Source organism: Mesorhizobium sp. M0590 (assembly GCF_040320905.1).
In the GTDB taxonomy this organism is placed as follows: domain Bacteria; phylum Pseudomonadota; class Alphaproteobacteria; order Rhizobiales; family Rhizobiaceae; genus Mesorhizobium.
The window spans coordinates 1-12,755 of the sequence record NZ_JAMYQN010000044.1; the positions used below are offsets into that span (position 1 = coordinate 1).

Sequence of the window (12,755 nt, forward strand, 5' to 3'; positions counted from 1 at the left end):
CACCACCGTGCCATGGCCGCTCGCCCCTCAGAGCAAGCGCCGTTCTCTCTCCAAAACTTTTTGCAGAACCTTCAGCACACTATCGTGCAAAAGGGTGGGCGCGACCTAAGCAACGGCCGGGGCGTTCAAGTCGCTAGAGGGATACCGCCAATACAGTGCTGTGACCGAGTTCGTTTGCTGACGGGCTTCTTAATCGGCGCAAATCGGTCCGACTCCAGACCTCCGCAACCAGTTCCAGCATAAATCACTAATAGTCGCGATCTGATCAAAGCCCCGCCGGAAAAAACGGCAAGGCTTTTCCCACGGCAGGTTTGGCGAAGCGCGGAAGGGCACTCTGCCGCCCAGAGTAAGCGGCCTGCACGGTGAAGACGAGAGGGACGCTTTTCCAAGCGCGGAGTTCGAATCCCTCCGAGCCCACCAAGTCGCCTCCCTGCAATGCTGGCCTGGACCTGTCAAATCGTCACGTTAATGATGTCGGTATCGGTGGTTGCGTGTCCCCGCAACCACTTCTGTCATAGTACGATAACCGTCTCGGTCTAACCGAGGCGGTTTTTTCGTGTGGCGAGTTTGAAAATGTCTGGATTGCGTGAGGCCGTGAGGCCGGGCATTAAGGCGCATATTTTGCGGGAAGGCCTTCATGAACCTCAATCATCGGCAGAATGCGCCGTGCAGCGTAACCATCCGGTGTGGACCGCGGCAGACGCCGTTTCGCGTGTTAGACTGCTTGGCATGGAGATCGACACCGACAAGATTGACGCGTGCAGCGGTGGTGCTTCGACGTAGAAATCGGAAAACACGCTCGCGGCAACTCTGCACTACGCAGATGCGCGCCCATCTCCGGCCACGCAACATCGATCCGCAATTCGGAGCCATGTAGTGGTAGGTGGCGGCGCAGGACCGCTACATCGCCAGAGCCATTACCTGAGATAGTGGGTTTGAGGTGGTGGTAGAGGGAAGGGCGCTGGAAACTAACCTTCTCCATTTTCGGCAATTCGCCAACCGTCGCGATCTCGCGATTGAGCAGTGTCCTCCAGTCACTCATAGCCTGTCATCTCGAGATAGCCGCGCCCGGCATGGGTGCCCTCAAATCGGATCGGGCCTTCCCAATAGGGAGAGCGTGTGTCCATCCAGGCTTCTGGGTTTAGCGTCCGGATGGTCACATCCACTCCGTTTTCCGGCAATTGCACCCTCCAGCGGATCGGCACGCTACGTCCCGCGACTGCCGCCGTTTCGAGCGGCGTCACCCTTAGCGCGCCGGGGGCCTGCGGCTGCGGCCTGCCGTCGGCCTTGATCCATGTGGCCGATGTAAAGCCCGCGCCTCCGTCGCGCAGGCGAAAGCCCATCATCTTTTCGCCGCTGTCGAAATGCAAGGAGAACCAGTCCCACCCGGTCTGATCCTCAGCCAGCGGCTGCGAGGACCATTCGTGGTCCAACCACGCCTGACCGGACACCGCGATCACGCCCGCCGGAAGGGTCAGTGTACCGGTCACGTGGTAGAATGGTTGCGAGTAGTAATAGCTCGCCTGCCCCTTCTCGGATTTCACCGAGTAGCCCTGCACTCCCTGCGGCACCAGAGGGCCTTTGGCGTCCAGTGCCAGTTCGTAGGAAAACGCCTGTCCCGCCGCGTGCAGATCGAGCGCCGACAGCGCATCCGCCTCTGGCAGGGCCCGACCTGCCATCTGCCAGTTGTCAATCCAGGCCGCAAAGGGTGCAGCCGAAACCCCCGCCTGGCCGATGCCGCCCCGTGCCAGCCGTTCGGCCACGAATTGGCGCGTTCGCGTCGTCAGCCCGGCGTGGCCCATCCAAAGCTGCGGACTGGACCAGCCGGACCGCTCCACCGGGGCCAGGGCGGATCGGAAAAGAGTCCATTGCACGCCATAGTCCGCTCCATCCGCAGCTTGCAGGTTGGCCGTCAAATACCACCATTCGATCCGGTAACCGGGGTGCGGGCCGTGGTCTGCCGGAAAGTTGAATGCAGTCCCCGGCTGCGGCACTGAAAACCCGTCAGCCTCTGTGCCAAGCCCAGCAAAACCCTGGCCAAAGGCAGGTGCGGCCAAGCTCATGTAGATCAGCAATGCTCTAACGCTCATGTGCAAATACCTTCAGCAAATCCGATGGCGAAAGACGCGCCAGCCGCCAGGCAGGCACGGCGGCTGCAAGTCCGGCCTCCACCAACGCGAGCGCCGCCAGCCGCGCCCAGTCACCGGGAAAAAGGTGCATCGGCAGACGCCAGCCAAAAGCCTCCACATTCACCACCGCCAGTAGAACAAAGGCGAGCCCGATACCTACAGGCAGAGCGGCCAGCATGGTCAAGGCTGCCAACAACAAGCCGCGCCAAAGCTCCAGCCATACGAGGTGGCGGCGGGGCAGACCCATGGCCCAGACCGGCGCCAGTTGCGGTAGGCGCATCCCCGACAGGGTCATGAGGCTCGCAAACATCGCCAGCCCCGCGACTCCCAGCGTCAGCACATTCAGCGCGGCTGTCACTCTGAATGTGCGCTCAAACACTTTGAGCGAAAAGACCTTGATCCCGGCCTGGTCAATCACGTTCTGCGCGGGCAGCCCGAATTCCGCCCGCAAACCCGCAGCCAGTGCTTCGGCCTTGCCGGGGGCAATCCGAATGGCATAGCGCAGGCGGGAGACGTCAGGATAGTGCTGGAGCAGTGTGTCGATCCCGATGATCACTTGGCCGATCGGGTTGCCATAGTCGGCATAGACGCCGACGATGCTGGCCCGCCAGCCACCGGGCAGCGTGATCTGGTCCCCTAAGCCCAACTCCTGGCGCCGCGCCAGTTGTTCGTTGATCAGGGCGCCGTCGCCTGTGGCGATCCGGTCCCACACCCCCGGCACTGCAGAGAGGATCGGCCAGTTGTCGCGATAGGTGCCATGATCGGCCACGCCGTATATTGCCGCGGGCTGGCCTGCGACCCGGCCCTCAATGCTCCAGATCGGCAGGACCGCGTCGCTGCGCTGGGCCAGCCAGTCGCGTATCGCCGTGGCCTCTGCTTCGGTGCGGGCGGTCACGTAAAGCTCTGAGGCGAGACGCTGATCGAGCCAGCCGGTGAAGGTCAGCCGAAAGCTCGACACCATCGTGCTGACGCCCACATTGACGGCCAGCGCAAGCAGCAGTGCCATTAGCGCCAATGACAGGCCGGGAAGCTGTTGACGCGTGTCGGCCCAAAACCATTCAGCCAATGGTCCACGCGCCAAGCGGCCGCCAAGGTGCAATATCCCCGTCAGCACGAGCGGCAGCGCCAGTGCCGCCCCCAACAGCAGTGCCGCCAGAAGCGCAAAGCCCGCCTCGAGGCCGGATCCGAAGTGTGCAATTCCCGCCGCCGTCAACAGGAGCACCATCGCAGCCACGCCTTGCGCGCGCAGGGCCCGCTCCGAAGCCCGCGCCCAGGCCCGAGGCTGGGCCGGCGCAAGCAGCGGCAGGTGCCATAGCCGCCAGAGGCTTTGTGCGGCCGCTACCAGCGTGCCGATTACCGCGATCGCCAGCCCCGCTGCCCACACTGCGGGGCGGATCGACAGCGTTCCCGGCACATCGGCCCCGTAAAGTCCGCGCAGGGTGGCGGCGACGTCGGGCAAAAGGGCCGAGGCGACTACATAGCCAAGTGCCACGCCCACCAATCCCGCGAGGAGGGCGAAGATCAGCAGCTCGGCGATCAGCAAAAGGACCAGCACGCGGGCCGGCAAGCCCAGTGCGCGCAGCGTGCGAAACACCGGGCGGCGCTGTTCAAAAGCCAGACCGATGGCGGAATGCACGATGAAGAGCCCCACCGCAAAGGCAAGAAAACCGAAAGCCGTCAGGTTCAGGTGAAAACTGTCGGTCAGCCTGGCAAGATCCCCCGTTTCACTCGGCTCGCGCAGGGTCAGGCCGGGGGCTGTCACCTCTAGAGGGGCACGGCCAATCGGTTGGTCCGGCCAGAGCAAAAGACGAGAGATCTTGTCCTTTGCCCCAAGCAAGACCTGCGCCTGCCCGATGTCGGTGAGGACTGTGCCAGGCGGCAAACCCTCGGCCACGCGCACGGGAGGTGTTGCTTGCTCGGTTAGTCGTGCCGCGGTTTCCGGAGTTGCATAGAGCACCCCGGGCGCCGTGATGAACGGCAATAGCTCATCACCCACTGCAACATCCACCTGCTGCGCCTGCGGCGGCAAAGTCAGTGGGTCAATGCCGAGGACGCGCAACCGCACATCCCCAAACCGCATTTCACCTTCAATCACCGGCGAAGCCAGCCAGCCTGCTCGCCGCAGTCTCACAAACACCTGTTGATCCATCCGGGTCCCGTCCTCACGCACCAGTTGCGCGAGCCGGTCCTGCCCAAGGATCGCCGCTGCACGGTCATAGCTCGCCCGCGCCTCACCGTTGATCGCCTGAATCGCTGACCACAACGCCGTTGCCAGCGATAGCCCCAAAAGCAGCATCGCCAGTTGGACAGGCCGCCTGCGCCAATGCGACAAGAGCGCTGACAACCCGGTCCACACCATCAAGCCAGCCGTCCCGCGTGCAGGTGAACGTGGGCGTTCAGCCGGTTTGCCAGACGGTTGGAATGGGTAACCATTAACAGGGCGGCACCCGTTTCAGCCACCAGCGACAGCATAAGATCGAGTACAGCGTCCCCTGTTGCCTCATCGAGATTGCCCGTGGGCTCATCGGCCAAAACCAGCCGGGGCCGAACGGCTAGGGTCCGCCCAATCGCCACCCGCTGTTGTTGCCCACTCGACAGCTGTTCAGGGTAGCGCGTTAGGACCTTGGCCAGGCCCAGCCGTTCAGCAAGGACCTTCAGCCACGCCGGATCAGGACGGCCGGCAAGTCGAGCCTGAAAGGCAAGGTTGGCTGCCACATCAAGCGAAGGGATCAGGTTGAACTGCTGGAACACAAGTCCGACTGTTCCCCGCCGCAGGGCGGCAAGGGCCGTATCGTTCAGCCCCACAATATTGGTACCGCCAAGGTGGATTTCTCCCGCATCAGGGCTGTCGAGCCCTGCAACGAGGTGCAAAAGCGTGCTCTTGCCGCTGCCAGACTCGCCGGTCAGCGCAAGGCTCTTGCCCGCCTCCAGCGAAAGATCGATCCCGTGCAGAACATGCAACGGCCCTTCGCCAGTGGGGTAGAATTTGTCGATCTGGTCCAGCCTCAGCAGCATGTTACTCCCCGGAGGCCCGCGTGCTTCTGACACGGCATGCCAGTGAAATAGCGCCAAACAACGACCCCTTTCATACAGCCTCCAAACCCACTGCCTTAATTGGACAATGGTTTTCTTCAGAGGCTCGCGTTTTGCATCTAACGCGACCTCCACTTGGAATTCGATGTACAATTACGATCTAGAGCGGTTCTCAGCTAGGCGGGATAGGCGTTGACCGTGCCGTCGCAACTCACTCTCCAAACGGAACTGGAGCGCTGCCTTCAATTCCTCAGCAGTGCCGATGCCGTTGCTGAAAAGCGCCATGATTATGCCTGCAGCCTGGTCACACTCAGGCGTGCTTGGCTCTATGCCAGCCTCACGGGAATACGCGATCAAACCTTTCGGGCAAAGAGTTCCTCTTCGATCTTTGCGCGGTTGTTTCCATACTTTTTTACCAGCCTGAGGGCATCAGCCCGTTCGAGATGGTGCTTCTTCATGAGGTACCCGACTTCATAGTCTTCGCCACCGTCGACCCGTGCTCTGTCTTGCGGACCACGCTTTGACTTGTCGTCTGCCATGACAACCTCCATGGGCGATCGCCTCGCCCAAACGTGTCAAGGATAATCCTCTAATCGACGGGGACAAGGACGTAGTCGCCAACCATGTCGAAACCGCACAACTCCGCGGTCGCAGGGATAAGCCGATCCCTTACGGGGAACGCTTTGCTCGTCCGCCGTTCGAAGCGTCGAGGTCTTCTGGGCTGGTACACGTTCTTGCGGCCGTGGGAGGAAGCTTTCCGCGCGACATCACGAATGGAGTCCCTTGATGCATCGAAGGTCGCCAAATAACCCGCTTCGGCTGTGGCTGCTTCCGGTTTTGCGTTCGCGAGCGCTTCAATCTCAATCAAGAACGGCATTTCAAACATGCCATCGTAGCCGAGAAAATGGAGGTATTGTCCGGCCTCGTCGTAGCTGCGGCTTCGGTTCGGAAAAGTCAGCGCCAAGGTTGAACATACCTCAAGCCGTCAAGAACCGCGTAGCGAACGTCTGTTGCAGGCTCGCGGCCTTGCGTCTCTTCGCATTGTGCGCGTTCAGAATTACGGCGGTTTCGAAGCTAAACTGCCACTCGCTTGATCCCGCTGCCCGGCCAGCGATGGAGCCGGGCTACTCTAGCACAGACTCTGCCCGTCGATCACCTCGATCGGCACGGACTCCAGACCGACATCGTCGAACAGCCGCGCACTTGACCGCGTTCGCCAAATTAATGGCCGGATCTTTGCGAAGCCTCCGCATTTTTGTGGGGGGAAGCCCTCCCAGCATCATCGTGATTGGACTTCACGATCGGTCGGAGTCACGCTGGCCGCAGGTATAAGAAGGATATGGGTGGGCCAACTATCGTCCGAATAGGAGGCTAAAATGAAGCACCAGACGCTTGAGCAACTGCAGATCGTCGCCGAGATCGATCAGGACTACCTGCGCCAGGCCATGTCGCGCAGCGAACGTCTTGAACGCTGGGCGGAGCTCCTTGAACGGAACCCTGACCGGCGACTCTCGACGCTACACCAAACCGAGTATCAGCCGGTTAGATCACGCGGGGCCATGCGCGGCGACGGCTCGCCGATCTCAGTCGCTTTCGAGGATCCTGTCCTCCGCGCCGCCGGGTTGGAAAGCGACAACTACGGCGAAGCGAAGCGGTTCTTCGAACTGACCGACAGGCAATTGCATGAGATCATCTGCTATTGTCATTTCGGCGCGACGGTGAGCGCCGTAACGGCCGCCCGTCACATCCGTGCGGCGATTGCCGGGAGACAGCCCGGCATGTTCGCTCGGATGCGTGAGGCGTTCGTCGGATAAAGCCGGAGCCGTTTCGCAGCATCATTTTTGAAGCGGCTCGCATGGAAAGCCGCCGCCGTAGCGCGGGCAAGCGCTCCCCACGCGGGGAGGCTGCGTTGCATGAGGGGGTGCGGCTTTCCGCAGGAGCACGCCGACGCCCCTCCTGCATCTTTTCCATCCGAACCGGAAAGATCCCAATGCTGCCAGTACATCCGTGGTCAGCGCCGTGGTTCAAAGGCTCGAACAGAGCGACATGCGCGCCGGATAAGCGCTATACATTCGCTGTCGAAAATTCGGTGCTTCATGGTGGGTCGGAGGTCGCGGACCTATGTCGATCGGGACCGGGAAAGCCAAATCGTGCCAAATTTTCGCGAACTGTATATATCTCTCGATGCACATTCAATCAAGGCTCGATAGGTTTGTCTCGTAATTGCGGATTAATATAGTCTGTTGTCGGCAAAATTAAGAGGGATGAATTACAATAAAATTGCTTATAGCTCCGCCTTTCGGACGGCCAAAAGCGCCGGTAAAAACGACTGATTTCATTTCAAATATTTTCGGTTTGAGGAATTAAAAATTTGGCACTCCTATCATTCGAGTGCCAAAGGGGCTATGTTAAGTGTTGCAGTCGCTCTATGTGCGGCGGCAGAAAGAACCCCCAATGAAATTCCGGCCACTCCACGACCGCGTCGTCATTCGGCGCGCGGAAGGCGATACCAAATCCAAGGGCGGGATCATTATTCCCGACACCGCCAAGGAAAAGCCTCAGGAAGGCGAAGTGATCGCCGTGGGCCCGGGCTCGCGTGACGAGAGCGGCAAGCTGATCCCGCTCGACGTCAAGGCCGGCGATCTCATCCTGTTCGGCCAATGGTCCGGCACCGAGGTCAAGATCGACGGCGAGGACCTCCTGATCATGAAGGAGAGCGACATTTTGGGCATCGTCGAGAAGATCAAAGCGGCCAAGAAAGCCGCCTGACCGGGCGATTTCCGATCCCGCAATTTCAAGACTGAACTGGACGTAAAATCATGTCTGCCAAGGAAATCAAATTCGCTACCGATGCCCGCGACCGGATGCTTCGCGGCGTCGAAATTCTGAACAACGCCGTCAAGGTGACGCTCGGCCCCAAAGGCCGCAATGTCGTCATCGACAAGGCCTATGGCGCGCCGCGCATCACCAAGGATGGTGTCGCCGTCGCCAAGGAAATCGAGCTTGCCGACAAGTTCGAGAACATGGGCGCCCAGATGGTGCGCGAAGTGGCCTCGAAGACCAACGACCTCGCCGGCGACGGCACGACGACAGCCACGGTGCTGGCCGCTTCCATCCTGCGCGAAGGTGCCAAATTCGTTGCCGCGGGCATGAACCCGATGGATCTCAAGCGCGGCATCGATCTTGCTGTGGCTGCTGTGGTGAAGGACATTCAAGCCAGGGCCAGGAAAGTCAAATCTTCGGACGAGATCGCCCAGGTTGGTACGATCGCCGCCAATGGCGACGCGTCGGTCGGCGCCATGATCGCCAAGGCGATGAACAAGGTCGGCAATGAGGGCGTGATCACCGTCGAAGAAGCCAAGACAGCCGAAACCGAACTCGATGTCGTCGAAGGCATGCAGTTCGACCGTGGCTATCTCTCGCCCTATTTCGTCACCGATGCCGAGAAGATGCGCGCGGAGCTGGAGGACCCTTACGTTCTCATCCATGAGAAGAAGCTCGGCAATTTGCAGGCGTTGCTGCCGATCCTCGAAGCTGTGGTGCAAAGCGGTAAGCCGCTGCTGATCATCTCGGAAGACGTCGAAGGCGAGGCGCTAGCAACGCTGGTCGTCAACAAGCTGCGCGGCGGCCTCAAGGTCGCAGCCGTCAAGGCGCCAGGCTTCGGTGACCGGCGCAAGGCGATGCTGGAAGACATTGCCGTGCTCACCGCCGGCCAGATGATTTCCGAGGATCTCGGCATCAAACTCGAGAACGTCACGATCGACATGCTCGGGCGGGCTAAGCGCGTGCTCATCGAGAAGGATACGACGACGATCATCGACGGCGCCGGCGAGAAAGCCACCATCCAGGCGCGCGTCCAGCAGATCAAGTTGCAGATCGAGGAAACGTCCTCGGATTACGACAAGGAGAAACTCCAGGAACGTCTCGCCAAGCTGGCTGGCGGCGTTGCTGTCATTCGCGTCGGCGGCGCGACCGAGACGGAAGTCAAGGAAAAGAAGGACCGCATCGATGATGCGCTGAACGCCACTCGTGCAGCCGTGGAAGAAGGCATCGTTGCCGGCGGCGGTGTTGCGCTTTTGCGCGCCAAGGCAGCTTTGACTGAGCTTACTGGCGCGAATGCTGACATGACGGCAGGTATTTCGATTGTGCTGAGAGCACTTGAAGCGCCGATCCGCCAGATTGCCGAGAATTCCGGCGTTGAAGGTTCGATCGTCGTCGGCAAGCTCTCCGACAGCAAGGATCACAATCAGGGCTTCGACGCCCAGAACGAAGTATATGTCGACATGATCAAGGCCGGTATCGTCGACCCCGCCAAGGTCGTTCGGACGGCCCTGCAGGATGCCGGCTCGATTGCCGCGCTCCTGATCACCGCTGAAGCAATGATCGCGGACATTCCGCAGAAGGTTTCGCCCGCTATGGGTGGCGCGGGAGGTATGGGCGGAATGGGCGGAATGGACTACTGAGCGGCGCCTGAAACTATAGCCAGGACGACGGAAGGCCAGCGACGCGGGCACATGCGAGCCGATATCTCGGCGATCATCGGTTCGCTCGACATCGTGTTCGGGGAGATCGATCGATAGGCTCGTCGCTGTCGTATTTGCTGCTAAAAATGGTCTTGGAGACAAGAACATGACCGACACTCTTGCCGAGAAAACATGTACGCCTTGTCGCGGCGGCGTCCCGCCGCTCACGCGTGATGAAGCCCAACGCTTCCAGGCACAGGCTCCTGATTGGGAGCTGGGTGACGATGCCCACCGCATCCAGCGGAGCTTTCGATGCCGCAATTTCCGGGACGCGCTCACCCTTGTTCAGGAGATCGGTGAGCTCGCCGAAATCGAGGGCCATCACCCCGACATCAGCTTCGGCTGGGGTTATGTGACGGTTTCCCTGAGCACCAAGAAGATCAAAGGACTGCACGAGAACGATTTCATCATGGCGAGCAAGATCGATCGGATGCTCGATCGCGCGGGGCGGCCCCTCGACCGCCAACGGTGACACGGCAAATCCATTGCCAATCAAGTGAGGTCGTTTATGCCACACATCCGTACCGACGATCAGCCCGCAACTCAGATCACTGTTATCGAGCCCGAACCGGACAAGCAGGCCGAGGCATGTCCGTCGTGACCGAGCGAGCGCGCTTTATGGCGCGCCAGCCTGGGTTCATCTCAATCAGCCTGCATCGCAGCCTCGACGGGCGTCGCATCGTCAACTACGTCCAATGGCAGAGTCGCGATCTCTTGCGATCGGCTCATCAAAATTCCGCAGGAGTGGGGTCACTTCGATCAGGTGACGGACGAGATCGATCCCCATCTGTACGATGGTAGCCCAAGTGATAGATAGTGGTCAGTAGGCATGCCGTCCACGTGACCTGAACCGCCGGGTCGAGACACCCGACATGAGCTGGTGAATTTACATGCACCAACGCCCCCTCCATGCACCAGTGCTCTCCGGCGGGCCTGGGGGGCCGATCCGCAATGCACTACGTCGATGTTCCACATTTGACGGCAATCAAGAAAGACAGCGCCATTCGGGTCCACGGTTCCATTGTCCCGGACAAATTTCGATTTCACCGGGCGAGGAGAAGCAAGTGCCAGACAAGGATCGAGTTATTGGATCGGCCAAAAGGGCCAAAGGCACCTCACTCCGCATCGAACTTACGTGGCGCACTGCATAACACCGAGTTCGGGGCAGCATAGAAGAAGACCTCGAGCGAGGGACGCGACTACCCCGTCAAGCTCGACGATCCAAGCTTCTCCGCTCCGATATCTGCGAGCCCGGTCGAGACCGACACCGAGGGCGCGTTCTCGCTCATCGGGTCTCGCCGCGCCGCAGAGTGATCCGACCTAACACGAAGCCCCGCCGCAAGGCGGAGCTTCGCCATATTCAGGTTCGCCACTGCTTGGCACCTCTGTCAGATGCGGCACGTTACACTTTGGCAGGTGCCTTGCGCGCCTTCCTCACCGGCGACTTAACTGCGATTGGGTTTGTTCACAACGCTCTCCGGCGAGCCGTGACGGCTCGCAGTAAACTTCGTCAACGCTTATGAAAGGTGCAACGGAATGGCCCAGATCGGAACCTTCACCTGCAACGACGACGGCTTCTTCGGCAACATCTCAACCCTGGCGCTCGACGGGAAGCTTGCCATCCTGCCCGCCGAGAAATCGAATGCCAAAATATGCCAGACCACCGCGTTCTCTACAAAGACATGGAGATCGGTGCGGCGTGGGATCGCACCGGCGAGAAGGCTGTCGCCTTCTCTCCGTATGCATCGACGATTCATCCTTCGTGCAACCCGATCCGCGCAACTCTGTTCCAATCCGATGCCGAGAAAAGTGCTTAGGGCCTGCACTGGAGCCGGCTCTCGGAGCGCGACGAGCGAGGCTGATCGGATGCTCCTATTGCGCCTCAGCGAGCCTTTCGCGTCAACTCGGGCGCTGGTTAAACACTCCGACCCGATCTCCCGTCAGGCGGCTGGCGTGCGCAGCGAAGGTCAAGGGCAGCGGGACGCTTGCCAATGGCTGCGGACGCTCATCGCGACGCAATTTGCGGCAAGCAGGTCGGCCGGCGAAGCCTTGCCCTTGAAGCGAGCACGGCGGCAGACTGCCTGTGCGTCAGGATAGGGTGTATGCACTGTCGTCCGCAGCACCATGACAATGATGTCTGCATGCTTGGCTCACCCATTCGGCGTCGGCTATTTGCGCGGAACCTCCCACGCATGGTGAATGGCGGGCGCGCTCCAGCAGCACGATCTTATCCGCTGATCCATGGTTTCCGGGAAGCTGCGCGCATCGCTGATCAATGGTGCGGTTTCCATTCCGACGCGCTCTCGGCAGGGAGCGGGCGAGGCGAGCGCCCTCCATTCGCCGGTTTTCGCGCACGGGCGACATCCGGAATGACGTTGCAATGCGTAGCGACCGTGACGCGAATGTTGCGGCAGAGGCAGTGTTCGCGGCGATTCATTCGCCCAACAGTCGGTCGCCGACGAACGTTGCCGTAGTTGACTTAACTGCGGTCGAGCCTCGGCCGGATAGCTTGTGTGTCCGGCTGCGAGACCCGCCGCAGATAGCCTGTTTGTCCAGTGCCCTTCCATAGCATCACGTTGGCAGTGGCATTCCTGGTCAAGCGCATTTCGGTCTGTTGCGTCGCGGGAACTGCAGTGGGAGGGTTGTTTCAGGGGGACGGGGAGAGATGGCGGAGGACGGGAGCGGGACAGCGGGACCGAGAGTGAGGAGCGAGGGCAAGATAAAGCGAGCTGGCGCTCGCCCTCGCTTCGCTCTAAGTATCTGTCTGCACATTATTTTTTCCTGCCCGTGCTGACGTCAGGCGGAATGACGTGAGGTGCGGGGGCTCACGGCCATCGGGTATGCAATTGATCTGAAACGCAAACCCGTAGTGCCGCAGCGATGTGCGATCCGTTGGTCTACGCCACAACAAGTCTTCGCGGGCCGTCGCACGCTCTGCGCTCCGGCCATCTTGAAGCGGGAAATTCGACTCCCGATGCTGTCGTGATGGCAGATCGTGACAGCGACCAATTCCAGGTTCGCACCGGCCGGACGCGGCATGGCGGCGCGCCGGTCAATTCGCGCACGCTGC

At 60.6% G+C, this 12,755-nt stretch carries 12 protein-coding genes and 2 pseudogenes; 9 read left to right on the plus strand and 5 right to left on the minus strand.

Going from position 1 to position 12,755, the window contains the following annotated elements; genetic code table 11:
- Positions 1–1,034: 1,034 nt before the first annotated feature.
- The 5 genes from NKI52_RS31915 to NKI52_RS31935 all read right to left on the minus strand — a co-directional run bounded on the left by NKI52_RS31915 (position 1,035) and on the right by NKI52_RS31935 (position 6,126).
- Positions 1,035–2,090 (minus strand): lipocalin-like domain-containing protein, encoded by a 1,056-nt coding sequence (locus tag NKI52_RS31915; RefSeq protein WP_352587570.1) that lies wholly within the window; start codon positions 2,088–2,090, stop codon positions 1,035–1,037.
- Complete coding sequence (locus NKI52_RS31920; RefSeq protein ID WP_352700792.1) at positions 2,080–4,488, minus strand: ABC transporter permease; 2,409 nt, start codon at positions 4,486–4,488, stop codon at positions 2,080–2,082. Before NKI52_RS31920 ends, NKI52_RS31915 begins: the two co-directional genes overlap by 11 nt.
- The gene (locus tag NKI52_RS31925) at positions 4,488–5,144 is read right to left on the minus strand and encodes an ABC transporter ATP-binding protein (protein ID WP_031211739.1); all 657 of its coding nucleotides are present in this window, start codon (positions 5,142–5,144) and stop codon (positions 4,488–4,490) included. The genes NKI52_RS31920 and NKI52_RS31925 overlap by 1 nt, the downstream gene beginning before the upstream one ends.
- Positions 5,145–5,515: 371 nt before the next feature.
- Positions 5,516–5,701, minus strand: a complete 186-nt coding sequence (locus tag NKI52_RS31930; RefSeq protein ID WP_023676578.1) for a DUF3606 domain-containing protein — start codon at positions 5,699–5,701, stop codon at positions 5,516–5,518.
- Between the two features lie 50 nt (positions 5,702–5,751).
- Positions 5,752–6,126: a DUF1488 family protein gene (locus tag NKI52_RS31935; RefSeq protein WP_023676577.1), complete on the minus strand. Its 375-nt coding sequence runs from the start codon at positions 6,124–6,126 to the stop codon at positions 5,752–5,754.
- A 412-nt stretch (positions 6,127–6,538) separates the two neighbouring features.
- Between NKI52_RS31935 and NKI52_RS31940 the strand changes: the two genes are divergently transcribed.
- From NKI52_RS31940 to NKI52_RS31980, 9 genes and pseudogenes are all read left to right on the plus strand, one after another.
- On the plus strand, positions 6,539–6,976 hold the full coding sequence (locus NKI52_RS31940) for a hypothetical protein (protein ID WP_352458344.1): 438 nt from the start codon (positions 6,539–6,541) through the stop codon (positions 6,974–6,976).
- A gap of 640 nt (positions 6,977–7,616) precedes the next feature.
- On the plus strand, positions 7,617–7,931 hold the full coding sequence (locus tag NKI52_RS31945; protein WP_023676575.1) for a co-chaperone GroES: 315 nt from the start codon (positions 7,617–7,619) through the stop codon (positions 7,929–7,931).
- A 50-nt stretch (positions 7,932–7,981) separates the two neighbouring features.
- A complete protein-coding gene (gene groL, locus NKI52_RS31950) occupies positions 7,982–9,625 on the plus strand; it encodes a chaperonin GroEL (protein ID WP_352458343.1) in 1,644 nt (547 codons plus the stop codon).
- 42 nt (positions 9,626–9,667) lie between these two features.
- Positions 9,668–9,742: pseudogene (locus NKI52_RS31955) on the plus strand (NADH-quinone oxidoreductase subunit D-related protein); the annotation flags it as partial.
- A 49-nt stretch (positions 9,743–9,791) separates the two neighbouring features.
- Positions 9,792–10,157: a 4a-hydroxytetrahydrobiopterin dehydratase gene (locus NKI52_RS31960; RefSeq protein ID WP_352700790.1), complete on the plus strand. Its 366-nt coding sequence runs from the start codon at positions 9,792–9,794 to the stop codon at positions 10,155–10,157.
- A complete protein-coding gene (locus tag NKI52_RS31965; RefSeq protein ID WP_352680159.1) occupies positions 10,154–10,486 on the plus strand; it encodes an antibiotic biosynthesis monooxygenase family protein in 333 nt (110 codons plus the stop codon). Before NKI52_RS31960 ends, NKI52_RS31965 begins: the two co-directional genes overlap by 4 nt.
- 384 nt (positions 10,487–10,870) lie before the next feature.
- Positions 10,871–10,999, plus strand: a pseudogene (locus NKI52_RS31970) (DUF736 family protein); the annotation flags it as partial.
- A gap of 368 nt (positions 11,000–11,367) precedes the next feature.
- Positions 11,368–11,502, plus strand: coding sequence for a hypothetical protein (locus NKI52_RS31975; protein ID WP_352700793.1), 135 nt, complete (start codon positions 11,368–11,370; stop codon positions 11,500–11,502).
- Between the two features lie 1,063 nt (positions 11,503–12,565).
- Positions 12,566–12,755 (plus strand): hypothetical protein (locus NKI52_RS31980; RefSeq protein ID WP_352700791.1); only part of this gene is annotated, 190 nt, incomplete at its 3' end.

Excerpts from the sequence above, each read along its gene's own strand:
- NKI52_RS31915 (WP_352587570.1), bottom strand. The coding sequence starts at position 2,090 with ATGAGCGTTAGAGCATTGCTGATCTACATGAGCTTGGCCGCACCTGCC.
- NKI52_RS31920 (WP_352700792.1), bottom strand. The coding sequence starts at position 4,488 with ATGGTGTGGACCGGGTTGTCAGCGCTCTTGTCGCATTGGCGCAGGCGG.
- NKI52_RS31925 (WP_031211739.1), bottom strand. The coding sequence starts at position 5,144 with ATGCTGCTGAGGCTGGACCAGATCGACAAATTCTACCCCACTGGCGAA.
- NKI52_RS31930 (WP_023676578.1), bottom strand. The coding sequence starts at position 5,701 with ATGGCAGACGACAAGTCAAAGCGTGGTCCGCAAGACAGAGCACGGGTC.
- NKI52_RS31940 (WP_352458344.1), top strand. The coding sequence starts at position 6,539 with ATGAAGCACCAGACGCTTGAGCAACTGCAGATCGTCGCCGAGATCGAT.
- NKI52_RS31945 (WP_023676575.1), top strand. The coding sequence starts at position 7,617 with ATGAAATTCCGGCCACTCCACGACCGCGTCGTCATTCGGCGCGCGGAA.
- groL (WP_352458343.1), top strand. The coding sequence starts at position 7,982 with ATGTCTGCCAAGGAAATCAAATTCGCTACCGATGCCCGCGACCGGATG.
- NKI52_RS31960 (WP_352700790.1), top strand. The coding sequence starts at position 9,792 with ATGACCGACACTCTTGCCGAGAAAACATGTACGCCTTGTCGCGGCGGC.
- NKI52_RS31975 (WP_352700793.1), top strand. The coding sequence starts at position 11,368 with ATGGAGATCGGTGCGGCGTGGGATCGCACCGGCGAGAAGGCTGTCGCC.